The sequence below is a fragment of the Tsuneonella amylolytica genome (assembly GCF_003626915.1).
Lineage (GTDB): Bacteria > Pseudomonadota > Alphaproteobacteria > Sphingomonadales > Sphingomonadaceae > Tsuneonella > Tsuneonella amylolytica.
Genome location: NZ_CP032570.1, coordinates 323,129 through 347,099 on the forward strand (window position 1 = coordinate 323,129; position 23,971 = coordinate 347,099).

The 23,971-nt window shown below is 67.3% G+C and carries 22 protein-coding genes; 5 read left to right on the forward strand and 17 right to left on the reverse strand.

Features of this window, described 5'->3' with window-relative positions:
- Nucleotides 1-8 precede the first annotated feature (8 nt).
- The 4 genes from D4766_RS01585 to D4766_RS01600 all read right to left on the reverse strand — a co-directional run bounded on the left by D4766_RS01585 (nt 9) and on the right by D4766_RS01600 (nt 3,946).
- Nucleotides 9-683: a nitroreductase gene (locus D4766_RS01585; RefSeq protein ID WP_120715875.1), complete on the reverse strand. Its 675-nt coding sequence runs from the start codon at nt 681-683 to the stop codon at nt 9-11.
- The gene (gene cobT, locus D4766_RS01590; RefSeq protein WP_120715876.1) at nt 683-2,503 is read right to left on the reverse strand and encodes a cobaltochelatase subunit CobT; all 1,821 of its coding nucleotides are present in this window, start codon (nt 2,501-2,503) and stop codon (nt 683-685) included. The genes D4766_RS01585 and cobT overlap by 1 nt, the downstream gene beginning before the upstream one ends.
- Before the next feature lie 4 nt (nt 2,504-2,507).
- Nucleotides 2,508-3,161 (reverse strand): fructose-6-phosphate aldolase, encoded by a 654-nt coding sequence (fsa, locus tag D4766_RS01595; protein ID WP_120715877.1) that lies wholly within the window; start codon nt 3,159-3,161, stop codon nt 2,508-2,510.
- Between the two features lie 77 nt (nt 3,162-3,238).
- Nucleotides 3,239-3,946, reverse strand: coding sequence for a DUF4197 domain-containing protein (locus tag D4766_RS01600; RefSeq protein ID WP_120715878.1), 708 nt, complete (start codon nt 3,944-3,946; stop codon nt 3,239-3,241).
- A gap of 57 nt (nt 3,947-4,003) precedes the next feature.
- Here D4766_RS01600 and D4766_RS01605 point away from each other — a divergent pair, with 57 nt between their 5' ends.
- From D4766_RS01605 to D4766_RS01620, 4 genes are all read left to right on the forward strand, one after another.
- On the forward strand, nt 4,004-6,169 hold the full coding sequence (locus D4766_RS01605; protein ID WP_120715879.1) for a primosomal protein N': 2,166 nt from the start codon (nt 4,004-4,006) through the stop codon (nt 6,167-6,169).
- Nucleotides 6,170-6,252: 83 nt separating this feature from the next.
- Nucleotides 6,253-7,809, forward strand: a complete 1,557-nt coding sequence (locus tag D4766_RS01610; protein WP_162935618.1) for a tetratricopeptide repeat protein — start codon at nt 6,253-6,255, stop codon at nt 7,807-7,809.
- Nucleotides 7,810-7,868: 59 nt separating this feature from the next.
- Nucleotides 7,869-9,437, forward strand: coding sequence for a cryptochrome/photolyase family protein (locus D4766_RS01615; protein WP_120715881.1), 1,569 nt, complete (start codon nt 7,869-7,871; stop codon nt 9,435-9,437).
- 2 nt (nt 9,438-9,439) lie between these two features.
- Nucleotides 9,440-10,078, forward strand: a complete 639-nt coding sequence (locus D4766_RS01620; RefSeq protein WP_120715882.1) for a glutathione S-transferase family protein — start codon at nt 9,440-9,442, stop codon at nt 10,076-10,078.
- Nucleotides 10,079-10,099: 21 nt separating this feature from the next.
- On the opposite strand, the gene D4766_RS01625 is transcribed toward D4766_RS01620, so the two are convergent.
- Complete coding sequence (locus D4766_RS01625) at nt 10,100-11,032, reverse strand: CPBP family intramembrane glutamic endopeptidase (RefSeq protein ID WP_120715883.1); 933 nt, start codon at nt 11,030-11,032, stop codon at nt 10,100-10,102.
- Nucleotides 11,033-11,082: 50 nt separating this feature from the next.
- On the reverse strand, nt 11,083-12,117 hold the full coding sequence (locus D4766_RS01630) for a bifunctional transcriptional activator/DNA repair enzyme AdaA (protein ID WP_120715884.1): 1,035 nt from the start codon (nt 12,115-12,117) through the stop codon (nt 11,083-11,085).
- A 113-nt stretch (nt 12,118-12,230) separates the two neighbouring features.
- Here D4766_RS01630 and D4766_RS01635 point away from each other — a divergent pair, with 113 nt between their 5' ends.
- Nucleotides 12,231-13,787: a S1C family serine protease gene (locus D4766_RS01635; protein ID WP_120715885.1), complete on the forward strand. Its 1,557-nt coding sequence runs from the start codon at nt 12,231-12,233 to the stop codon at nt 13,785-13,787.
- Here the strand turns inward: D4766_RS01635 and D4766_RS01640 are convergent.
- The 11 genes from D4766_RS01640 to gntA form a co-directional block, all read right to left on the reverse strand.
- Nucleotides 13,784-14,611 carry a TauD/TfdA dioxygenase family protein gene (locus D4766_RS01640; RefSeq protein WP_162935619.1) on the reverse strand — a complete coding sequence of 276 codons (828 nt, stop codon included), beginning with the start codon at nt 14,609-14,611 and terminating at the stop codon, nt 13,784-13,786. The two genes, D4766_RS01635 and D4766_RS01640, sit on opposite strands and share 4 nt — an antisense overlap.
- 65 nt (nt 14,612-14,676) lie before the next feature.
- Nucleotides 14,677-15,294, reverse strand: a complete 618-nt coding sequence (locus D4766_RS01645; protein WP_234024851.1) for a glutathione S-transferase family protein — start codon at nt 15,292-15,294, stop codon at nt 14,677-14,679.
- 88 nt (nt 15,295-15,382) lie between these two features.
- Nucleotides 15,383-15,820 (reverse strand): methylmalonyl-CoA epimerase, encoded by a 438-nt coding sequence (mce, locus tag D4766_RS01650; RefSeq protein ID WP_120715886.1) that lies wholly within the window; start codon nt 15,818-15,820, stop codon nt 15,383-15,385.
- Entirely contained in the window at nt 15,817-16,119 is a 303-nt protein-coding gene (locus tag D4766_RS01655; protein ID WP_120715887.1) for a hypothetical protein, read from the reverse strand. The genes mce and D4766_RS01655 overlap by 4 nt, the downstream gene beginning before the upstream one ends.
- Before the next feature lie 30 nt (nt 16,120-16,149).
- Entirely contained in the window at nt 16,150-17,676 is a 1,527-nt protein-coding gene (locus D4766_RS01660; RefSeq protein ID WP_120715888.1) for an acyl-CoA carboxylase subunit beta, read from the reverse strand.
- A 59-nt stretch (nt 17,677-17,735) separates the two neighbouring features.
- The gene (locus tag D4766_RS01665) at nt 17,736-18,761 is read right to left on the reverse strand and encodes an NAD-dependent epimerase/dehydratase family protein (protein ID WP_120715889.1); all 1,026 of its coding nucleotides are present in this window, start codon (nt 18,759-18,761) and stop codon (nt 17,736-17,738) included.
- A gap of 10 nt (nt 18,762-18,771) precedes the next feature.
- Nucleotides 18,772-20,133: a glutathione-disulfide reductase gene (gene gor / locus D4766_RS01670; RefSeq protein ID WP_120715890.1), complete on the reverse strand. Its 1,362-nt coding sequence runs from the start codon at nt 20,131-20,133 to the stop codon at nt 18,772-18,774.
- A 48-nt stretch (nt 20,134-20,181) separates the two neighbouring features.
- The gene (locus D4766_RS01675) at nt 20,182-21,639 is read right to left on the reverse strand and encodes a DEAD/DEAH box helicase (RefSeq protein ID WP_120715891.1); all 1,458 of its coding nucleotides are present in this window, start codon (nt 21,637-21,639) and stop codon (nt 20,182-20,184) included.
- Between the two features lie 152 nt (nt 21,640-21,791).
- On the reverse strand, nt 21,792-22,649 hold the full coding sequence (locus tag D4766_RS01680; protein ID WP_234024852.1) for an ATP-grasp fold amidoligase family protein: 858 nt from the start codon (nt 22,647-22,649) through the stop codon (nt 21,792-21,794).
- A gap of 19 nt (nt 22,650-22,668) precedes the next feature.
- On the reverse strand, nt 22,669-23,256 hold the full coding sequence (locus D4766_RS01685; protein ID WP_120715892.1) for a DUF1989 domain-containing protein: 588 nt from the start codon (nt 23,254-23,256) through the stop codon (nt 22,669-22,671).
- On the reverse strand, nt 23,253-23,936 hold the full coding sequence (gene gntA / locus D4766_RS01690; RefSeq protein ID WP_120715893.1) for a guanitoxin biosynthesis heme-dependent pre-guanitoxin N-hydroxylase GntA: 684 nt from the start codon (nt 23,934-23,936) through the stop codon (nt 23,253-23,255). Before gntA ends, D4766_RS01685 begins: the two co-directional genes overlap by 4 nt.
- Nucleotides 23,937-23,971 lie beyond the last annotated feature (35 nt).

The window sequence follows — 23,971 nt, forward strand, 5'->3', positions numbered from 1 at the left end:
CCGTCCGGTCAATCCCAGCCTTCCCAGCGCACCGCCTCGTCCAGCGGTGCACGGGCGACGGGGAAGGTGTTAACGGCCGCCTCGCGGTCGCCCCAGCCGATGGCGACGCCGCAGAAGAAGGTATGATCTTCGGGAATGTGGACAACCTCGCGGATCTGCGGGGAATAGACCGCCCACGCCTCCTGGAAGCAGCAGTCGAGACCTTCCTCGCGCAGCAGCAGCGCGATCGTCTGCAGCCACATGCCGATGTCCGACCACTGCGGTGGGCCCATGTATTTCGGCGTGTGGACAAGCAGCAGCACCGGCGCGCCGAACGCCCGGAAGTTGTTGGCGAACCACATCAGCCGCGCCGCCTTGTCCTCGCGCGGGATCTGGAGCGCGCCGTACATGTCCTCGCCCACCCCGCGGCGGCGCTGCTCGTAGGCACCGTCGAGTTCGGGCGGATACACGTGATACTCGGGCGCGAACGCCGCGCGGCCTTTCGGCAGATCCTCCGCCACGCGCGCGACCAGGCGCTGCATCGGTTCGCCGGTCAGCACGATCCCGTGCCACGGCTGCGTGTTTCCGCCCGAGGCGGAGCGCTGCGCTTTCTCGAGAATACGCTCGAGCAGCGCGCGATCGACCGGCTTGTCGAGATAGGCTCTGATCGAGCGGCGGCTGGCGACGGCTTCGGAAACGTTCATCAATCCACCTCGAACAGTTCTGCGAGTTGCTCGGTGATCGTGCCGCCCAGCTGTTCGACGTCCATGATCGTCACCGCGCGCTTGTAGTAGCGGGTCACGTCGTGGCCAATGCCGATGGCGACGAGCTGGACCGGCGACTGCTTCTCGATCCAGTCGATCACCTTCCTCAAGTGCTGTTCGAGGTAGCCCGCGCTGTTCACGCTCAGCGTGCTGTCGTCGACCGGCGCGCCATCGGAGATCACCATCAAAATGCGGCGATCCTCGCTGCGCGCGAGCAGGCGGTCGTGCGCCCAGAGCAGCGCCTCGCCGTCGATGTTTTCCTTGAGCAGGCCTTCGCGCATCATCAGGCCGAGATTGCGGCGCGCACGGCGCCACGGTTCGTCGGCCTTCTTGTAAACGATGTGGCGCAAGTCGTTGAGACGACCCGGTTGTGCGGGCTTCCCGTCGGCGAGCCACGCCTCGCGGCTTTGCCCGCCCTTCCACGCGCGGGTGGTGAAGCCCAATACCTCGGTCTTCACGCCCACGCGTTCCAGCGTGCGGCCGAGGATGTCGGCGCTGATCGCCGCGATGCTGATCGGCCGTCCGCGCATCGAACCGGAGTTGTCGATCAACAGCGTGACGACCGTATCCTTGAACTCGACGTCGCGTTCGACCTTGTACGACAGCGAGTGGCCGGGGCTGATGACCACGCGGGCGAGACGGGCGGCATCCAGCAACCCCTCTTCCTGGTCGAAGTCCCAGCTGCGGTTCTGCTGCGCCATCAGTCGGCGCTGGAGGCGGTTGGCGAGCCTCGTGACCACGCCCTGCAGGCCGGTGAGCTGGCTGTCGAGGTAGGCGCGCAGGCGATCGAGTTCCTCGCTGTCGCACAGCTCGGGCGCTTCGATCACTTCGTCGAAGCGGGTGGTCCACGCCTTGTAGTCGAAGCCTTCGGGAATGTCGGTCCACGGGCGGTTCGGGCGGACCGGCATCATGCCTTCCTCGCCCTCGTCCGCCTCGTCGGCGCCCTCCATGTCCTCGTCGGCGGACATCTCGGTTTCGCCGTCGCCGTCGTCCTCGCCTTCGGCCATTTCGCCGGCCATCTCGGTGGCCTGCGGGTCGCCCTGCCCCTCGGTGTCGTCCTCGCCCTCGTCCTCCTGCTCGCCTTCGGGCTCATCGCCGTCCTCGCTGTCGTCGGACGGCTGGTCCGGCTGCTCGGGCAGGGTCATCTCGAGGTGGCGCAAGAGTTCGAGCGCAAGCCCCTGAAAGGCCTTCTGATCGTCGAGCTTGCCGGCGAGCGCATCGAAATCCTCGCCCGCGCGTTCCTCGATCCAGTCGCGGACCATCGCGACACCCGCGCGGGCGCGCTCGGGGACGGGCTGTCCGGTCAATTTCTCGCGCAGGATCAGGCCGAGTGCGGTCGGCATCGGCACATCGCTCGCCTGCGTTGCGCGGGCGATAGGGTCGGACGCGGTGCGCAGTTCCACCGCGGCATCAAGATTGGCGCGTATCCCGCTGTAATCGTTCGATCCGATTGCTTCGTACCGGACCGTCTCGACCATATCGTATGCGGCGCGCGCGATCGGTTCCGACGGCGCGCCGCGCAGGTGCAGCACTTCATTGTGGTGCCGTAGGCGGAGCGAGAAGCCGTCGGCCACCCCGCGCGCTTCCCGCGCCTGGTCCGGCGGCAGGCTGCGGCCCGGCAGCGGCACCCGCAACTGCTTGCCCCGCGCCGCGGGCACGTCGGCGGTCCATGCGATCTCGATCTCGGGCTCCTCCGCGAGCGCGCGGGATGCGCCAGTCAGCGCATGCTTGAAGCGGTCGAGAGGCGTTTCATCGGCCAAGGGGCTAGAGGATCGACTGGCCGGTCTTGGCCCAGTCGGCCATGAAGCCTTCGATCCCCTTGTCGGTCAGCACGTGGTTCGCGAGGCTCTTGATGACCTTGGGCGGCGCGGTCATCACGTCGGCTCCGATCCGCGCGCTTTCGAGCACATGGACCACGTGGCGCACGCTGGCGACAAGGATTTCGGTCCGGAAATCATAGTTGTCGTAGATGAGCCTGATGTCGCGGATGAGGTCCATCCCGTCGAACCCGTTGTCGTCGTGCCGGCCGACGAAGGGCGACACGAATGTCGCCCCGGCCTTCGCCGCGAGCAGCGCCTGGTTGGCGGAAAAGCACAGCGTTACGTTGACCATCGTGCCGTCGTTCGTCAGCGCGCGGCAGGTCTTCAGCCCGTCGATCGTCAGCGGCACCTTGATGCAGACGTTGTCCGCGATCTTCCGCAGGACTTCGGCCTCCTTCATCATCGTCGCGTGATCGAGCGCGACCACTTCGGCGCTCACCGGCCCTTCGACGAGATCGCAGATTTCCTTCGTAACCTCCATGAAATTGCGGCCGGATTTTGCGATCAGCGAGGGGTTGGTGGTTACGCCGTCGAGCAGCCCCGCGTCATTCAGGTCGCGAATGTCGGCGATCTCGGCGGTGTCGGCGAAGAATTTCATGGCGGCGGGCTCTCTGGGAAAAGGGGCGATTCCCGCAAAGCCTTAGCCGGTGGGTTCGCCACCGGCTAGACCGCTGCCTAAAACGTCCGCGCCGCGCCGAACACGCCCATGATCAGCGGATCGTTGGTGCTCTGCGGATTGGCGCGGATGAATTCCTCTTCTGTCCCGATCTGGTTCCAGATCACGTCGTCCACGCGCCCGGTGAAGGTCCGCGCGACCTGCGGGATGTCGACGCCCGAGAGCGCCGCCAGCGCCTGCCCCACCAGGGGATCGCTCGCGACGCGCAGGCCCTGCCCGACGCCCGGCAGCATGGCGTCGATCAGGCGGCCGCCCATCTCGCCGCGCAGGTAACTGGTGGCAGAGCGCGGGCCGCCGCGGATGAGTTCCACCGCGTTGGCGAACCCGATCGTGCGCACGGTATCGGCGACCACGGGGGCGGCGCGCTGCGCAGCATCGAAGGCCACCGGTGCGAGGGCGTTCGCGAGCCGGTCCTTGAACAGGCCCGAGGTGAGGATCCGGCCGAGCGTGCCCCCGCGCACGCCGAGCACGTTCTCAAGCCCGATCGCGGCGACCTGCTGGTCCCAGAAACCGCCCTGCGACGTCATCCGGTCGAACGCGCGACCGGTCGACATGAACAGCAAGCGCGCGATCGCGTCGGTAAAGCTGAGCGGCCCGCCGAACCCGGTCGTGCAAGCGGGCAGCACGAGCGCGCCGCCGGCGAGGCCGATGCCGGCGAGGAACGAGCGGCGGTGAAAGATGGACGGGGTATCGGTAAATTCGGTCATAGGAAGGCTCCTATCCTTGCCGCCCCACCCCGGCGGCGCCCATATGGGCCACGAAACATGAACCGCGCACGACTGGTCATATTCAACGCCGCGCTCGGCCCGCTCGACTACCGCGTTCCGGAAGGGATGCGCGTCGGACCGGGGTCGGTCGTCGTCGCGCCACTGGGCCCTCGCCAGATCGTCGGGATCGTCTGGGAGGCGGAACGGCTGCCCGCAAGCGAGGTTCCGGCCGAGAAATTGCGCCCGCTGGTCGACGTGCTGCCGGTCCCGCCGCTGCGCGCCGAACTGCGGCGCCTGATCGAGTGGACGGCGGACTACTACTGTGCACCGCTTGCCGCGGTGGCGCGGATGGTGCTGGCGTCGGGCGGTGCATTGCGCGGCCCCTCGACCACCACCGAATACCGGCTGACCGGCGGCGCGCCCGAGCGGATGACGCCCCAGCGCCAGGCGGCGATCGACGCGCTGGAGGGGGAGCAGGCCACCATCCGCGAACTCGCCGGGATCGCCGGGGTCAGCGAAGGCGTGCTGCGCGGGCTCGTCAACCAGGGCGTGCTGGAGCCGGTGCTGGTCGATTGCGACCGGCCCTACCCCCCGGCGCGCGCGGACTTCGCGGTGCCCGAACTCAGCCCCGCGCAGGCCGAGGTGTCGGCGCGCTTCGTCGCGGCGGTCGAGGCGCGCAGCTTCGCCCCGTTCCTGCTCGACGGCGTGACCGGTTCCGGCAAGACCGAGGTCTACCTGGAAGCGGTCGCTCGCGCGCTCGAGATGGGGCGGCAGACGCTGGTCCTGCTGCCCGAGATCGCGCTGACCGAGGCCTTCCTGCGCCGGTTCGAGGACCGGTTCGGCGCGCCGCCGATCGTCTGGCACAGCTCGCTGAAATCGACCGAGCGCCGCCGCGCCTGGCGCTCGATCGCGGCGGGGGAAGCCCAGGTCGTCGTGGGTGCGCGCTCGGCGTTGTTCCTCCCCTATGCCAACCTCGGCCTCATCGTCGTCGACGAAGCGCACGAGATCAGCTTCAAGCAGGACGACGGCGTGCGCTATAACGCGCGCGACGTGGCGGTCATGCGCGCGCGGTTCGAACGCATCCCGGTGGTGCTCGCCAGCGCCACACCCGCGCTCGAAAGCCTGCAGATGGCCGAGAGCGGGGTGTACGAGCGGCTGGTGCTGGAGGACCGCTACGGCGGCGCGCGGCTGCCCGCGATCGACACGATCGACCTCACTGAAGAGAAACCCGAACGCGGCCGCTGGCTCGCCCCGCGGCTGGTCGCGCAGATGGAGGAACGGCTGGCACGCGGCGAGCAGTCGCTCCTGTTCCTCAACCGCCGCGGCTATGCCCCGCTGACGCTGTGCCGGAACTGCGGCTTCCGGTTCGAATGCCCGAACTGCAGCGCGTGGCTGGTCGAGCACCGCTTTTCGCAGCGGCTCGCCTGCCATCACTGCGGGCACGAGACCCCGCCCCCGCCCGCCTGCCCGGAATGCGGCGAGCTCGACTGTCTCGTCGCGTGCGGGCCCGGGGTGGAGCGGATTGCCGACGAGGTAGCCGAGATCCTTCCAGATGCGCGCGTCGCGGTCGTCACCAGCGACACGGTCAATTCGCCCGACAAGGCGGCGGAATTCATCGCGCAGGCGGAAGGCGGTGCGATCGACGTCATCGTCGGCACGCAGCTTGTCACCAAGGGGTTCCACTTTCCCGAACTGACGCTGGTGGGCGTCGTCGATGCCGACCTCGGGCTAGAAGGCGGCGACCTGCGCGCGGCTGAGCGGACCTACCAACAGGTCGCGCAGGTTTCGGGACGCGCGGGCCGGGGCGAGAAACCGGGCGAGGTCCTGATCCAGACCCGTCACCCCACCGCCCCCGTCATCGCCGCGCTCGCTGCGGGCGACCGGGACGCGTTCTACGACGCGGAGACCGAGGCCCGCCGCCACGCCGGTGCCCCGCCCTTCGGCCGCTGGGCCGCGATCATCGTCTCGAGCGAGGACGAAGCAGAGGCGCGCGAGGCCGCCAACCGCATCGGCGATACGCGACCCCGGGTGGAGGACGTCCACATTCTCGGCCCCGCCCCCGCCCCCCTCGCGTTGCTGAGGAACCGCTACCGCTACCGCCTGCTCCTGAACGCCCGCCGCAGCGCACAGGTGCAGGACGTGATCCGCGACTGGCTCGGCGCGCTGAAATTCCCCCAAGGCGTGCGGGTAACGGTCGACATCGACCCGTACAGTTTCGTCTAGGTTCTTCCACGCGTACGGTAGGGTTTGAATTCGGATCGAACTATGCAATTCGACCGGCGGGATATTCGAAGGGGGTTGCCGACATGATCAGACACGCCATTGCTTTGCTTGCGACAGCAATCGCCGCGCCAGCGTTTGCAGCGACCGACTGGTACGAAGCCGAAAGCGATCATTTCATCGTCTATTCGGCGGGAGGCGAGTCGGACGCCCGTGAACTCGCGACGCAGATGGAGCGGCTGGACGGTGCGCTGCGCATGATCCGCGGCATGTCCACCGAGAGCAAGGAATTGCCCGACGCCGTCAAGCTGACGGTGTACCAGTTCGGCGAGACGCGTGATATCGCCGCGCTCTACGGCAACAGCCGCAGCGGCGTTGCCGGCTTCTTCATCCCGCGTGCCGGCCGTTCGGTGGCGTTCGTCCCATTGCGGCAGGACCGCGACAGGGGCGGGATAGGGACGCGGGTCGTCGAAGGCGACCTCGATCCCGGCAAGGTTCTGTTCCACGAATACACGCACTACTTCATGTTCCAGCATGCGGCGGCGGCCTACCCGTTCTGGTACGTCGAGGGATTTGCCGAACTGTTCGGCACCCTGAACCTGACCGAAAACGGCTTCAACCTGGGCGAGCCCCCGAAGCACCGCGCCAGCGCCTTGCGCGAACTGACGATCGACGTCCGCAAGCTGTTCGATCCGCCGCGCGAGATGGACTACTACATGGCCATGAAGCAGTACGCTTACGGCTGGATGGCCGTGAGTTACCTGACGTTCGAACCTTCGCGAAAGGGTCAACTGGCCGACTACCTAAAGCGCATCAATGCCGGCGAGGAAAACCTTCCCGCGGCAGAGAAGGCATTCGGCGACCTGTCCGCCCTCCAGAAGGATCTCGAAGCATACCGGAACGGCCGCGCCCGCGCCATCGCGGTCACCTATGCGAATTATCAGCCGCCCCGGGTCGACGTCCGGCCGCTCACGGAAGCGCAAGCGGCGCAGATGGACCTGCACATCCGCTCCTCACGCGGTGTGAACGAGAGTTCCGCGCGGGCCCTAGTCGACCCTGCGCGGGAGCTCGTGACACGGTACCCCGAGAGCATCGCGGTGCTTCGCGCGGCGGTCGAGGCGGAGTTCGATGCGAAAAACTACGACCGGTCGAGCGCCATCGCGGATCGGATGCTCCAGTTGGACCCGGCGGCGGTCGATGCGCATCTCTACAAGGCCATGATCGCGCTGGAGAAGGCCAAGACCGATCCGGCGCAGTTCAAGGTCGCACGCCAGCACTACGTCGCGGCGAACAATATCGATCCGAACGAACCGCAAGCGCTATCGGGGTACTACCTGACGTACGCCTATGCGAACGAGACCGCGCCCGAGGACGCGCTGATCGCGCTCGACCGGTCATACGACTTGGCGCCTTTCGATCCCGGTATCCGCATGGCGCTGGCTCACCAGCTGCTCACGGAAAATCGGGACAAGGAAGCGTTGATGATCCTCGGCCCGATCGTGAACGATCCGCACAGCGGAAAGCGTGCCGAACGGTATCGCAAGCTGGTCGAGAACCTGAAAGCCGGCGATCGGGAACCCTTGCTATCGAAGCTTCAGCCGACGTTGAAGTCTGGAGACGAAGAGGAAGACGGGGACGGCTGACCTCGCCCGGCTCCGTCTGACCTCCGGCACAGTTCGCATCTTCGCGCATTGAGCGGGCAATGACCGCGCCCGTCCTCGTGCCGATCCTCGGCGACCAGCTCACCAATACGCTCGCCTCGCTGAAGGGCATGACGAAGGACGATACCGTCGTCCTGATGATGGAGGTGTGGGACGAGGCGACGTACGTGAAGCATCACAAGGCGAAGATCGTGCTGATCTTTTCCGCGATGCGCCACTTCGCCGCCGAGCTGGAGGCGGACGGCTGGACGGTCGATTACGTCAGGCTGGACGATCCCGACAACGCCGGATCGTTCACCGGCGAGGTCGTGCGCGCGGTCGAGCGGCATGAGCCCGAGCGGGTACGGGTCGTCGAACCCGGCGAATGGCGGGTCCGCGCCGCGATGGACGAGTGGGCCGACAAGCTGGCCTGCCCGGTCGAAATCCTGCCCGACGACCGCTTCGTCTGCTCGATAGCGGAGTTCGCCGACTGGGCCGACGGGCGCGATCACCTGACGATGGAGTACTTCTATCGCGAGATACGCCGCAAGACCGGGCTGCTGATGACGGCGGACGGCAAGCCCGCGGGCGGCGCCTGGAATTACGACAAGGAGAACCGCAAGCCGCCCAAAGGCGAGATGGTCGCGCCCGAACGCCCGCGCTTCGAACCGGACGACACCACCGCCGAGGTCATCGCGCTGGTGGAGGACCGGTTTGGCGATCACTTCGGTTCGCTCGACAATTTCGACTGGCCGGTGACGCGCGACCAGGCGGAAAAGGCGGCCGATGCCTTTCTCGCAAGGCGCCTCGGCAAGTTCGGCGACTACGAGGACGCGATGGTCCACGGGGCGGACCAGCTGTGGCATTCGCTGCTGTCGACAAGCATCAACCTCGGCCTGCTCGATCCGCTCGAACTGTGCCGCCGCGCTGAAGCGGCCTACGATGCGGGCGACGCGCCGCTGAATTCGGTCGAGGGCTTCATCCGCCAGATTGTTGGTTGGCGCGAGTACATCCGCGGGTTCTACTGGCACCAGATGCCCGCCCTTGCCGAGGCGAACGCGATGGGCGCGCACCGCCCGCTGCCCGAGTTCTACTGGACCGGGGAGACCGACATGCGCTGCGTGGCCGACTGCATCCGCTCCACCCGCGACAACGCGCACGCGCATCATATCCAGCGGCTGATGGTGCTCGGCAACTTCGCGCTGATCGCCGGGTTCGATCCGCAGCAAGTCGCCGACTGGTACCTGGTGGTCTATGCCGATGCCTACGAATGGGTGGAACTGCCCAACGTCGCCGCGATGATCCTCTATGCCGACGGCGGGAAGCTCGCCACCAAGCCCTATGCGGCCAGCGGCAACTACATCAACAAGATGTCCGATTACTGTGGCAAGTGCGCCTATTCGCCGAACGTGAAAACCGGCGAAGGGGCTTGCCCATTCAACCCGCTGTACTGGCATTTCATGGACCGCAACCGCGCGGCGCTGGAGAAGAACCACCGCATTGGCCGCATCTATTCCACCTGGGACCGGATGAGCGACGACCGCCGGGCCGAGTACCTCGACAGTGCCGAAGCGATCCTGCAAGGTCTGGAGCCTGCCCGCGAAGGGTGGGCGCGATCCGAGGGAGACTGACCATGCTCACCGTCCACCACCTGCGCCTGTCGCAGTCCGAACGCATCGTCTGGCTCTGCGAGGAACTGGGCCTCGACTACGATCTCAAGCTATATACCCGGCGGACCGACAACAATCTCGCCCCCGACGAATACAAGGCGCTGCACCCTATGGGGATCGCGCCGGTCATCACCGACGGCGACCTGACATTGGGCGAAAGCGGCGCGATCATGGACTGGATCGTGGCGATGCACGCGCCCGGCACCGATCTCGTCCCCGGTGCGGACGATCCGGATTTCGCCGACCACCTGTTCTTCTACCACTGGGCGAACGCGACCTTCATGACCAACGGGTTGATGACGCTGGTCGCGGGGCGCATGGCCGAAGGCGGGCAGATCCCCCCGTTCGTCGCCGATCGGCTGGCGAAAAGCTACGCAATCATCGAACACCGGCTGGGTGAAGCGGACTACTTCGGCGGGCGCCGCCTCACCACGGCGGACATCATGATGGGTTTCCAGCTCACCACGAGCCGCGCGATGAGCGGGCAGTCGGTGGACGGCATGCCGAACCTGAAGGCATGGCTGAAGCGCATCGGCGAACGCCCGGCCTACCAGCGCGCGATGGCGAAGTGCGAGCCCGGAATGACGCCCAAGCTGGACTAGGCCCCGGACTAGGTGGATCGACTAGGCGGCGGGGACTTCGACGGGTACCGGGGCCCCTTCTCGCTGCAGCCGGCGGCGCACCCACAATGGCCGCATCGGTTCGCCCCTGCGCGCGGCCAGCACGATCAGCCATGCGCCCGCAGCCCCGGCGAGCACCATCGCCACTACCGAAGCCTCCACCCCGAACGCGCCGCCCGACACCAGGACGGAACCGGCCGGATGCGCTTCGACGATGCCGTCCACCGGGTTGCCCGATACGGGCACGTCCCACACCATTCCCTGCGTCATGTTCCACCCGGCGTGGAGCGCCACCGGCAGCCACAGCGACCGGGTGAGCATGTACGAACCGCCAAGCAGCAACCCGGCAGACACCGCGATGCCAATCGCACCGACCGCCGTGGCGTTGGGATTGCTGAGGTGGACGGCCCCGAACAGCGCCGAAGTGAGCGCCAGCGCGAACCAGCTGCCGCCGAAATCCTCGAGGAAGCGAAACAGGATGCCGCGAAACAGCAGCTCCTCCAGGAACCCGGCCTGCAGACCGGCCACAAAGATCAGCAGTGGCCACGAAGTCGCCCCGCCCCACCCGACCAGGCGATAGCCGCCCAGCAATGCCACGACGCCGACGATCGCGCTTATCAACGCCGCCGATCCGGCCAAGCCGATCGCGACCTGGCGAACAGCACCGGGGAACGCGAACTCGTCGCGCGGCCGCTCGCCCAACCGCGTCAGCACGACTTTGGCAAAAACGACGGTCACGACCGGGACCGCCAGCCCGTTGACGATCTGCACGCCCGTCGGCGCCAGGCCCGCGAAGGCGACGCTCAACACGAGCGTCAGGGTTGCGAAGACGACTGCTAGCCCAAACAACGCAGCCATCATCGCAACGAGCGGAAACTGCCACACCCGCTTCCAAAACGGATCGGTCGAGTCGGCGGGAGCGGCAGCGTCATCCATCGGGACGCCTTGGGCCACGTGAACCGTCACCCTGTCAATCGCGGGCTGTGCTATCGCCCGCTCTCGCGCTTCAGCAGTTCGCGCTTGATGTCAAGGCCGTAGGCGTAGCCGCCGAGATCGCCGCCGGTGCGGATGACGCGGTGGCAGGGGATCAGCACCGCGACGTTGTTGCGCGCGTTGGCGCTCCCGGCCGCGCGCACGGCCTTCGGGTTGCCGGCCGCCGCGGCGATTTCGGCATACGTGCGCGTTTCGCCTGGTGGGATCGCGCGCAGGACCTGCCAGCAGCGTTCCTGGAACGCGGTGCCCTGCACGTCGAGCGGGATGTGCGAGAACTCGCCGGGGCTCTCCACCGATGCGACGACATCGGCGAGCAGGGCCTCGAACTCCGCCCCGCCCTCGACCAGTTGGGCGTGGGGGAAGCGCGCTTCGAGCTCCGCCCGTCCTTCGCCGAACGAGAGACGGCACACACCCCTGGCCGTGGCGGCCACCAGCATCGGGCCGAGCGTGGTTGGGGCGACCGCCCAGTGGATCGTTTCGCCCCGGCCGCCGCCTCGCCACGCACTCGGTGCCATGCCCATCTTGCCCTCCATCGCCTCGTAGAACCGGCCCGGGCCGGAATAGCCCGCATCGTAGATCGCATCGCTCACCCGCGCCGCGCCCGACAGCGTCGCCCGCGCCCGCTCTTCGCGCAAAGCCCGCGCGTAGGCCGCGGGCGAGAGGCCGGTGATCCGGGTAAAGATCCGCTGGAAATGGCTCGCCGAATATCCGGTCAGCGCAGCCAGCCCCGCGAGGCTGGGTGCATCGTCGTGGCTGCGGATCTCGTCGATCGCGGCGCGCACCGCGGCCTCGTCTCGCGCGACGTCGCCGGGCTTGCAGCGCAGGCACGCGCGAAGACCCGCCGCCTCGGCTTCGGCAGGCGAAGCATAGAAGCGCACGTTCCGGCGCAAGGGCGGCCGCGCGGCGCAGCTGGGGCGGCAGTAGATGCCGGTCGAATGCACGCCGGTCACGAACTGCTCGTCGAATCGCCGATCCTTTGCCAGCGCGATGCGCCAGCGGTCGTCGTCGGTGAGAGTCGCGGTGTCCATGGCTCGGGTTCCTTCTGGCCGATGCGAAGTCGGCTGGCCAGATACACCGGCACGGCGACGCGCGCGTCCCGCGGCTTGCGGTCAATGTCGCCGCGCGCCACAAGCACGCGGCAATGCACCGCCTGATCATCCTCTTTGCCGCGCTTGCGGCGCTCGCCATGCCCTCGGCCGCCCGGCCCGAGCCTGCCGACATCGCCGCCGCCGCCCGGGGCGTTGTGCGCGTGGTGATCGTGGGCACAGACGGCGACCGGGTGTTCCCCATCGGCCACGGCACCGGGTTCGCGGTCACCCCTTCGATGATCGTCACCAACGATCACGTCGTGCGCCAGGTGCTGCAGGACGACACCTTGCGCATCGCGGTCGTCCCGCCCGACGGCGAGGCGGCCGAATATGCGAAGGTGGTCGCGGTAGGGTCGGCCAAGGACCTCGCCCTGCTGGAGATCACCGGCACGCTGCGGTTGCCCCGGCTGACGCTGGCCGGAAGCGCGCCCACCGACGGGGACGAGGTGGCCGCGGTCGGCTATCCGATGAACGTCGACCGGGCGCAGGGACTTGACCTCGCCGACTTGTTCCGCCCCCAGCCGCCGGTGAAGAGCCGCGGCTTCGTGAGCGGCAGCCGGCCGAGCCGCGACCTCGACACCATCCTCCACACCGCCGCCATCGCCCGCGGCAACTCGGGCGGGCCCCTGCTCGACGGATGCGGGCGGGTGCTCGGGGTCAACAGCTTCGGCACCACGTCCGACGACGGGGCCGACGCGGAGTTCTCCTTCGCCGTCAGCGACCGCGAACTGCTGCCGTTTCTGAAAGCGAACGGCATCGAGCCCGCGGTCAACGCGCTGCCGTGCCGCAGCCTCGCGCAGCTCGACGCTGCCGAACGCGAGCGGACGAGCGCCGAACAGGCCGCCGCCCGCGCGCGGCTGGAGGGGCGCGCCGAAGCCGAGCGGACCGTTCGCGAGCGCGCGCAGGTGCAGGCGCAGCTGTCGGTGATGGAGGACCGCGAGAACGCAATGGCGCTTGCCGGACTGCTGCTGCTCGCGGCAATGGGCACCGGGTTCGCCGCCTGGAACCTGCGCACTCGCGACGACGGCGGCAAGGCGATGCGGATCGCCGGCGCGGCATCGGCGGCGCTCGCCGTAGCGGCGCTGGCGGTGTGGTTCACCCGCCCCGGCCTCGATGCAATCGACCGCCGGGTCGCCGACCGTCTGGCAGAGGCAAATGCCGGCGAGGATGCGCCCGGCGACGGTCCGGCCACGGCGGCCCCGGCGGGCGAACTCACCTGCTCGCTCCAGACCGAGCGCAGCCGCGTGGTCGGGCAGCCCCCGCAGGACATGGACTTCGGCTGGCAGGCCGACGGCTGCGTGAATGGGCGCACGCAATACGGTTTCGCGGGCGGTCGCTGGACCCGGCTGTTCGTGCCGAACGACGAGGATACCGTATCGGTCAACGCCTTCGATCCGGCCAGCCGCATCTTCCGCACCGACCGCTATCCCCTGTCGCAGAGCGCGATGGCGAAGGCCCGGGCGGCACGTGCCGCCTACAAGGCGCCGGTGTGCGGGGCGGACGGGGCCGCCGCGAAGTTGGGCGAGCTGCAATCGGGCGTCACCGCCCTCCTCCCCGCGCAGCCGACCGAGCGGCTGGTCTATTCCTGCCGCCCGAAGGCCGGGGGCTAGGCCGCCAGCGCGTCGCCGCTCAGCGTGATGCGGTGCATCTCGCGCGCGTGGCCGTGGTAATCGTTCATCGCGTTGTGCCAGGTCGTCCGGTTGTCCCAGATTGCCACGGTGCCGGGCTTCCATTCGACGCGGCACTGGTTGTCGTCGGTCAGCGCGGCGGCGAGCAGCCGCTGGAGCAGCGGCAGGCTCTCCTCGCGGCTTTGCCCGACGAAGTTGATCGTGAAGCTGCCGTTGACGTAGAGCAGGCGGCGCCCCGTCTGCGGATGGCGGATCACCACCGGGTGCACCGCGCCGGTCTCCACGTCCTGCCCGCGCAGGTCCTTGCCCTGGTCGGTGTGGGCGTAGATGCCGCCCTCCTTGTACACGTGATCGGCGGTGTGGAACGCCTTGAGGTCCTCGATCTCGGCCTTGGTTTCCTCGTCCAGCGCGTCGTAGGCGGCACCCATGTGCGCAAACAGCGTGTCCCCGCCCGACGGCGGCAGCGTGCGCGCGACGAGAATCGAACCCATCGCCGGCACCTGGTCGTACGAATGGTCGGTGTGCCATGCGCCGCCGATGTTGGTCTGCTGGTCCGCGCCCTTCCGCACGATGGCGATCTGGGGGTATTCGTCCTGCAGCGGGAAATAGTTGTTGATGTCGATCCCGCCCCACCGTTCGGCGAGCACGATGTGCTGTTCGGGGGTGAGCGTCTGATCGCGCAGCACGACGACGCCGCGGTCGTGGACGAGCGCCTTCAGCGCCTCCAACTCCTCGCCGTCGATCGTCGCCAGGTCAACGCCGGTCGCTTCCGCGCCGACCTTGTCCGCCATCGGGGTCCACTCCATCGCCGCTCTCCCAAGCTCGTAGCGACAGGTAGGATACGCTTAAGAAGTGCCCGCGGGAAGCCCCGTCAGGCGGCGGCGCTGGGGCGGGCGCTGACGGTCTCGTGCCAGCGCAGCAGCGCGCCGTTCTCGGGCCCCGGCCCGCAGCCCACGAAGGTCGCGAAATCGACCGTCGTCAGCAGCAGGATGTCGGCCATCGTGAAGCGATCGCCCGCGAGGTATTCGCTGTTCTCGAGGCTGCGGTCGAAGAACGCGAAGGCATCGGCCACCCGCGGCCGGTTCGCCTCGCCCCACTCGGTATTGCGGCCGGGCAGCGCGGAGGTGAACCGGTGGGTATGGACCCACACCGCGCCGATCGGGCTCATCGCGATCATCTCGACCCGTCGGCTCCACATCTCGACCAGCGCAACCTCGGTAGGGGTCGTGCCGAACAGCGGCGGCTGGGGGTGCAGCGCTTCGAGATAGCGGCAGATCGCGACGCTCTCTGCGATCACAGTGCCATCGTCGAGTTCGAGCGCCGGGGTCTGCCCGCGCGGGTTCTTCGCTATGAACTCGGGCGATTTCTGCTCGCGCTTCGGGATCGAGACTTCCCGGCTCGGGAGCTCGATGCCCTTCTCCGCCGCGAAGATGCGCACCCGGCGCGGGTTAGGCGCGGGGTTCGGGCTGTCGTAAAAGATCATCGGCATTCTCCGCATTCGTCATGCCAGCGAAAGCTGGCATCGCTCTCGATGCCGCGCGACCGGCCGGCGATCCCGGCTTTCGCTGGGATGACAACTAGTGGCCATCCTTCGGCGTTTCCATGATCTCGGTCAGCTGGCCCATCATGTCCTTGGGGTGGAGGAAGAAGATCGGCGTGCCGTGCGCGCCGACGCGGGTGCGGCCGAGGATGCGCTTGCCCAGCCCCTCGAACCACGCGCGCGCCTCCGCGATATCCTCGACCTCGTAGCAGAGGTGATGCTGTCCTCCCGCCGGGTTCTTGGCGAGGAAGCCGGTGAGCGTGCTGTCCGGCCCCAACGGCTCGATCAGCTCGATCTGGGTGCCCGCAGTGCCATCATGGCCGGGCGTATCGACGAAGCAGACCTTCACCCCCTGCTCGGGCAGGTCGAAGGGCTCGGTGATCGACGTCGCCCCCATCACCTCGCGGTAAAAGGCCACGCTGTCCGAGATCGAGGGCGTCGCGACGCCGATGTGGTTGAGACGGCCCAGTTTCATTTTAGACCCGCAAAAATCACAGCTAAAAGCAGGATGATGATCGAAATTGCGACGGCAGAAAGAAAAGCGTTTGAGAGGAAATTACCTACGCGCTGGTACGGTTGCAGCCCGTCATGGCTAATGGTCGTCGGAGTTGACACCTCCTTATCGTCGCCACGCCTGATCTCGTCTATCCGGTTTTTCACTTCGAGAGCTTCTACCCCGTAGTGTTCGGCGATTTTCTCGCGCTGCTCGCTTGTAATTGCCCCACGCCGAATGTGGAAACGGATCTCTTTGTCGAGCTTTCGATTTGCATCCATGATTAATCCCCTGGCCAATCGAGTCCTCGGTCACAACGGAATATTGTCATGCTTCTTCCACGGGTTCTCGAGCACCTTCCCGCGTAGCTTCCGCAGCCCCAAGGCAATCCTCCGCCGGGTCGAGTGCGGGTAGATCACCTCGTCAATGTAACCCCGCTGCGCCGCCACGAAGGGGTTGGCGAAGCGCTCCTCGTATTCGCGGGTCTTCTCCGCCTGCTCCTCGGCGCTCATGCCGCGGAAGATGATCTCCACCGCGCCCTTGGCGCCCATCACGGCGATCTCGGCGGTGGGCCAGGCGTAGTTGAGGTCGCCGCGCAGGTGCTTGGAGGCCATCACGTCGTAGGCGCCGCCGTAGGCCTTGCGGGTGATCACGGTGATCTTGGGCACGGTCGCCTCGGCATAGGCGAACAGCAGCTTCGCGCCGTGCTTGATGATGCCGTTGTGCTCTTGGCTCGTCCCCGGAAGGAAGCCGGGCACGTCGACAAAGGTCAGGATCGGGATCTCGAACGCATCGCAGAAGCGCACGAAGCGCGCGGCCTTCTTCGACGAATTGATGTCGAGCACGCCCGCCAGCACCATCGGCTGGTTCGCGACCACGCCCACCGTCCGCCCCTCGATCCGGCCGAAACCGCACAGGATATTGCCCGCGTGCGCCGGCTGGACTTCGAAGAAGTCGCCCTCGTCGAGCACCTTCCGGATCACCTCGTGCATGTCGTAGGGCTGGTTGGCGTTCGCCGGGATCAGGGTGTCGAGGCTGTCCTCCAGCCGGTCCCATGGGTCGTCGGTAGGCCGCTCCGGCACGGTCTCGCGGTTCGACAGCGGGAGGAAATCGAAGAACGCGCGGGTCGCCAGCAGCGCCTCGATGTCGTTCTCGAACGAGACGTCCGCCACGCTGGTCTTGGTGGTGTGGGTCACCGCCCCGCCCAGTTCCTCCTGCGTGACGACCTCGTTGGTCACCGTCTTCACCACGTCGGGGCCGGTGACGAACATGTAGCTGGAATCCTTCACCATGAAGATGAAGTCGGTCATCGCGGGGCTGTACACCGCCCCGCCAGCACAAGGCCCCATGATGAGGCTGATCTGCGGCACTACGCCGCTCGCGAGCACGTTGCGCTGGAACACCTCGGCATAACCACCGAGCGACGCGACGCCTTCCTGAATGCGCGCGCCGCCGCTGTCGTTGAGGCCGATCACCGGCGCGCCGACCTTCATCGCGCTGTCCATCACCTTGCAGATCTTCTCCGCGTGCCGCTTCGACAGCGAGCCGCCGAATACCGTGAAATCTTGGCTGAACACGAACACCAGCCGGCCATTTATGGTGCCCGAACCGGTGACCACGCCGTCACCGGGGATCTTCTGGTCCTGCATCCCGAAATCGACGCAGTCGTGCTCGACGTAGGCGTCGAGTTCCTCGAAGCTGCCTTCGTCCAACAGCACGTCGAGCCGTTCGCGCGCGGTCAGCTTGCCCTTGGCATGCTGCGCGTCGATCCGCTTCTGCCCGCCGCCCATCCGGGCAGCCTCGCGGCGGCGTTCGAGTTCGGCGATATTGGCTGACATATGCTCTCCCTGCGGACTTGGCCCGCGGTTAGGCTGCGCGCCCGAGCAAGGTCAAGCGATCACGTCCGCACGATGCCGTGCTGGATCAGGCTGTTGGCGGTATCGACGATGGTCTGCTTGCCGGGAATGGTGGTCCAGCCCAGCACGTCCTTCGCGTGCGCGCCGCTCACCACCTTGCGCTTGCCCACCTCGCCCGAAACCTGGCGGATCTCGCTGGAGAACAGCGCCATGATCTTGAGCACGAAATCGGGCATCCTGCGGGTCGGTATCTTCGCCGCCTTCGGCCCAAGTTCGGCGCGCAGGATGCGGGCGATGTCGGCCATCCAAAAGAAGTCCGCCGCCGCCGCGAAGCGTTCGCCCCGGATCGTGTCGCGGTCCGCCTCCAGCGCCAGCACGTGAAGGTCCGCCACATCGCGCACGTCCACCGTGGTGAGGCCGATATTGGGGATCGCGGGGATCTCGCCGGTCAGAAGGCGACGGACGATCTCGATCGAGGCGGCGAAGTCGTGGCTCGCAACGGGCCCGAGCACCGCGACCGGGTTGATCGAGCAGAACGCCATGTCCGGCGCGTTGTCCGCCACCCAGTCGCGCGCGGCGCGTTCGGCGACGGTCTTCGACTTGATGTAGGGCTGGATGCCGGGCGCGTCCGGATTGGTCCAGTCGCGTTCGTCGAACGTGGTCTTCGATGCCGGATGGCCGTAGGCGATCGCGGCCGAGCTGCTGGTCTGGACGAAATGCCCGATGCCCGCCGCGTGCGCGAAGCGCAGGGCGCGCAAAGTGCCTTCGCGTGCGGGGACGACCAGTTCGTCCTCGTGCTTCGGAATGCCGACCGGGAACGGCGAGGCGACGTGTGCGACGTGGGTGCACCCGGCGTTCGCCTCGGCCCAGCCGGCGTCGTCCATCAGGTCGGCCTCGAACACCCGCAGCCGGTCCTCCGCCCCCGCCCAGCGTCCGTAAAGCGCGCGTTCGCTCTTCGCCTTGCTGCGGACGGTGGTGTGGACGGTCCACCCCTTGCGGAGCAGGCGGGTGATCACCTCGCCCCCGATGTAGCCGGTGCCGCCGGTGACGAGTGCCGTTCCAGTCATGCCGCGTTCCCTATTTGAGGAGGACCATTTCCTCGGCCATGGTCGGGTGGATGGCGACGGTCGCGTCGAAATCCGCCTTCGTCAGGCCGGCCTTCACCGCGACCGCGGCGGCCTGCATGATCTCGGGGCTGTCGGGCCCGATCATGCCGATGCCCACGATCCGGTCGGTGTCGGCATCGACGATCATCTTGTAGAGCGAGCGTTCGTTGCGCCCCGCCAGCACGTTCTTCATCGGGCGGAAATCCGACTGATAGACCTTCACATTGCCCAGCTTGTTGCGCGCCTCGCCCTCGGTCATGCCCACCGCGGCGAGCGGCGGGTGGCTGAACACGGCCGAGGGGATCACCGTGTGATCCACCGCGACCGGGTTGCCGCCGCCGAACACGGTGTCGGCAAATGCCTGCCCTTCCCGTATGGCGACGGGGGTCAGCTGGACGCGGTTGGTGACGTCGCCCACGGCGTAGATGTGATCGACGTTTGTCTTGCTGAACCGATCGACGACGATCTCGCCCTTCTCGCCCAGTTCCACGCCGGCCGTGTCGAGGCCCAAGCCCTCGGTGTTCGGCACGCGGCCGGTGGCGAACAGGACGCAATCGACCTCGATGTCCTCGTGACCCGTCATCGAGACGGTGAGGCAGTCGCCCTTCTGCTCGATGCCGCGAAACTCGGCATTGAAGCGGAAGTCGATGCCCTTGGCGATGCTGATCTGAAGAAGGCGGTCGGACAGCGACCGGTCGTAGCCGCGCAGCAACTGGTCGCCGCGGTTGATGATCGTGACCTTGCTGCCGAACTCGTTGAAGATGCCGGCGAATTCGTTGGCGATATAGCCGCCGCCCGCGATCAGGATGCGGGGCGGGATCGCGTCGAGATGGAACGCCTCGTTGCTGGTGATGCCGAGCTCGTGGCCGTGGCAATCCGGGACGTGCGGGCGCGCGCCGGATGCGATGAGGATGTGCCTGGCGGTCACCGTCCGCTTGCCGTCGCCCAGCGCGATCTCGTGCGGACCGGTCAGCACGGCGCGTTCGTGAATGATCTCGACGCCGTGGTTCTCCAGCGTGTCGGTATACGCGCCGTTCAGCCGGTCGACGTCCTTCAGCACGTTGTCGCGCAGAACCTGCCAGTCGAAACTCGGCTTCTCGATCGTCCAGCCGAAGTTCTTCGCGTCTTCGAGGTCCTCGGCAAAGTGCGCGCCGTAGACGAGCATCTTCTTGGGCACGCAGCCGCGGATGACGCAGGTTCCGCCCACGCGGTATTCCTCGGCAACGGCGACGCGGGCGCCATGCGCGGCGGCGACGCGGCTGGCGCGCACGCCCCCGCTCCCCGCGCCGATGACGAAGAGGTCGTAGTCGTATTCAGGCTGCTTGCCCGCCATGTGCGTCTCCTATCGAGGGGCGCATATGGCGGGCGATGCAGGCGGGCGCTAGCCCTGGCGCGAAACGGGGCTGCCGCCGCCGCCGCGCTGGCCGCGAAACTTGCGGCCGCGGCTGTTCCCGCCGGGCTTGCCCTGCTGCTGGCCGCCGGAGCGCTGGGGCTTGCGTTCGCCGCCCTTGCGTTCACCCCCTTGGCGCTCGCCGCCCTGGCGAGCCTCGCCGTCGGGCTTGCGGCGCTGGTCGGACCGCTGGCCGGCACCGCGACCCAGCGGCTTGGCCTGCACCCGCTGGCCGCGCGGCGCGTTCTGCACCTGACCGGGGTTGCCCTTGGGCCGCACGATAGCGGCGTTCTCCACCACCTCGCGGAACTGCTCGGGCAACGCGAGGCGTTCCAGCGTTACGCCGGTGAGCTTCTGTATGTCCCTGAGGTAGGCACGCTCGTCGTCGCAGCACAGGCTGATGGCGACACCATCAGCCCCGGCACGCGCGGTGCGGCCGATGCGGTGGACGTACTGTTCGGCCACGTTGGGCAGCTCGTAGTTCACCACGTGGCTCACGCCCGGAATGTCGATCCCACGCGCCGCGACATCGGTCGCGATCAGCACCGGCACTTTGCCCGAGCGGAACTCCGCGAGCGCGCGCTCGCGCTGCGGCTGGCTCTTGTTGCCGTGGATCGCGTTCGAGGCGATGCCCTCCTGCGCCAGCTTCTTCACGACGCGGTCGGCGCCGTGCTTGGTGCGGGTGAACACCAGCGTACGGTCCATGTCCTTCGTCTTGTCGAAACGGCCCTTGAGGATGAGGCCCAGCAGGGCCTGCTTCTCGTCATGGTTCACCCGCACGACGTATTGATCGACGCGCTCGGCGGTGGTCGCCTGCGGGGCGACCGCGACCTGCGCCGGGTTCTTGAGGTACTGTTCGCCCAGTTGGCGGATCGAGTTCGGCATGGTGGCCGAGAACAGCAGCGTCTGACGCTCTGCGGGGAGCAACCGCACGATCTGCTTCAACGCGTGGATGAAGCCCAGGTCCAGCATCTGGTCCGCTTCGTCGAGGACGAGGATTTCCACGCCGTCGAGGCGGAAGGCCTTCTGGTCGATGAGGTCGAGCAGGCGACCCGGCGTCGCGACGAGCACGTCGGTGCCGCGGTGCAGCTTGTTGCGATCCTTGCCAACCGAAGTGCCGCCGACGACGGATTGCACCTTGATGCCGGTGAACGCGCCGTAGTCGATCGCCGACTTGGCAATCTGGCCGACGAGTTCGCGGGTCGGCGCGAGGACGAGCATGCGGCACGACTTGAACGGCGTCTGCCGGTCCGCTTCGCGCAGGTTGTCGATGCTCGGCAGCATGAACGCGGCGGTCTTGCCGGTACCGGTCTGCGCGATGCCGAGGAGGTCGCGGCCCTGCAGCACCAGCGGGATCGCCTGCTGCTGGATGGGGGTGGCGACAGTGTAGTTCTTCTCGTCGAGCGCCTGCATGAGGGGCTGCGAAAGACCGAGATTTTGGAATGACATGTGTAACGTACTCGTAAATCGAGCGACGGCGCACAGCCGAATGGCGCGCGCGATCGCGGGGGTTTTAACCGCCCGCGTGAAATGGGAAGTCTGGAAAATGAACCGAGGCGCGGCCGGGGCGATCGATGTGTCCGATCGCCGCTTCACGCTGGCTAGCGCGCTTCGATGGCAGCCAGATGGGCCGGAACCGGCGAAAAGTCAATCGAATCTTGTGCGGCGCACAATGGCCGCCGCTCCGCGGCATGCCACAGGGCGCCCAGTTCGAAGTCGATCCAGTCGGTCGCGAAGGGATCGAGACCCGACCCGGGATAGAGGCAGAACTCGCCGAACAGCGGCCGCCCCGCCACTTCGTAGAAATCGACGCGCAGGAAATCCTGTCCCGTCGCCAACGCTTCCGCCGCATCAAGCATCGCCAAAAGCGAGCGCGGTGGCGGAGGGGTGTCGCCTGCGGCCACGAGCTGGGTCCAGTCGCGATCGTGCACCACCCAGCGATGGTCGGCCGCCCGGTCGAGATGGACCTGAACGTGCGTCGCCTGCCCGCCGAAGACGTAGATCTTGTAATCGACCGGCAGCGCGCTCTCGGACGGCAGCAACGGCTCGGCCAGAAGCCCGCGCGGCGTGTCGCGATAGGCCCATTCGTCGAGCCAGTGCCCGTACGCCTTGCTCATCCAGTGCGCGCCCAGCTTCTGCAGATCGGCCCACGCCCGGTCCGACGGAGGTTCGCGCAGCACGCGGTACTGGTTGCAGCCGTGCCGCGCCTTCACGATCGCGGGAAACCCGAACGGCGGATCGTCGGGCAGAAAGTGGCCCGACCACGCCGTCGGCACGGTCCATTCCGGGCCGAGCGCGGCGGCGACCTCCGCCTTGGCGGCCAGCTTGTCCATCAGCACGCTCTGGCGCGGATCGCGATCGAACAGCTTGCGGCGCTGGACCATCTCGGTGAAGCGGGGCGCACCTTCCAGATCGGGCCAGCGGCCGTGCCGCCACCTGTAACAGAGCGCGATACGCACCCGCGCGGCAGCGTCGGTGCTAGCCCTGGACCGTCCAGTCGATAGGCTTGAAGCTGCCACCATTGGATGCGTAGGCGGAACAGGCGGTAAGACCAACGACGCAATCCATCCGTGCTTCGAAGACGATCCGGTCGCCCGCCCTGCTGACGGGAGGATCCACCCTCAAGGTACCGCTGCCGGAGACCGGCACGTTCATGAATACGTTGAACGCACAAGGGATGGAATCGGGTTCCACCCCCCACGGCTCCAGCGCCTTTGCGAGGTTGCCGAAGCACCCGCGATGAACGGGTTTGTCCTTGTAGAAATGGCGAAACGTCGCCTCGCTGCACGGGGTCAGCAGGAAGTCGTGCCGTCCGACAGTATCCTCGACGATCTCGAGCATCGGGTTCGAACGGTTCGACCACAGCGTCTTGCCGGTTGTGAGCGCGATCGTCTCCTCGTAATCGAAAGTCCGCCCGTTCGAGATCACCTCGCGCACGTCGGCGAGCGAATAGGCGAGAAGGTCCGAAACCTGCCCGCCTTCCGGATCGATTACCGTGAGCCGCTGTCCTTCGCGCAATTCGAACGCCGCGCCGGTCCGCGGCGCGATGCGATGTGTCTCGCTCATCCGCGCTTGTCCGAGAACGGGCAGACCCAGTCCTCGCCCACAGCCCTGCCGCTGTACTGGCGCGCCGCGCTGGCGGTGCCGTGCTCGGCGAGCATCGGATTGATCGATCCGGCAAGCTTCTCATCACGGGTCAGGATGCGTTCGCGCATGCGTTCGTACTTGCCCTGCTCGCGCAGCATCTCGAACTGCTTGTGAGGGTTGAACACCAGCACCGGGCGGGAAAACCGCCGCGCCGGGCGCGAGGCACCGGGATGCAGCCCGACCACGAACAGCGCCTCGCCGCCGAAGCTCAATGCGAAGTGGGGATTCTGCGGGTCCGCGCTCACGCTGTCGTCGTAGCTCTGACCCAGCCAGACATCCTTGTCGGCCAGCGATTGCAGCCGTTCCCACATCAGGCGTTCGAACCGTGTTTCGGAGAGGTCGCCGGGTCCGTCGAAGATGACGGCGAAGCTGTGCAACTGTCCTTCGTCCCCCGCCCGCGCCCGGTTCCAATCGAGGATGGCCCGATGGATTTCGAGATCGTTCCACGCGCTGGCAAGGTGGCGTGCGTGCACGAGGGTGAGATTACCGCGCGCGACAGCTGCTTTGGCGCCGACGCAGGGAAAGTCCTCCCCCCGGATCCAATCCCTGAATTCATCGGCGAGCGCGATCCGCTCGTCCGGCCGTTCGAGTGTCAACATGCGGGAGGAACGATCTGCGCAACAAACCGGTCCCC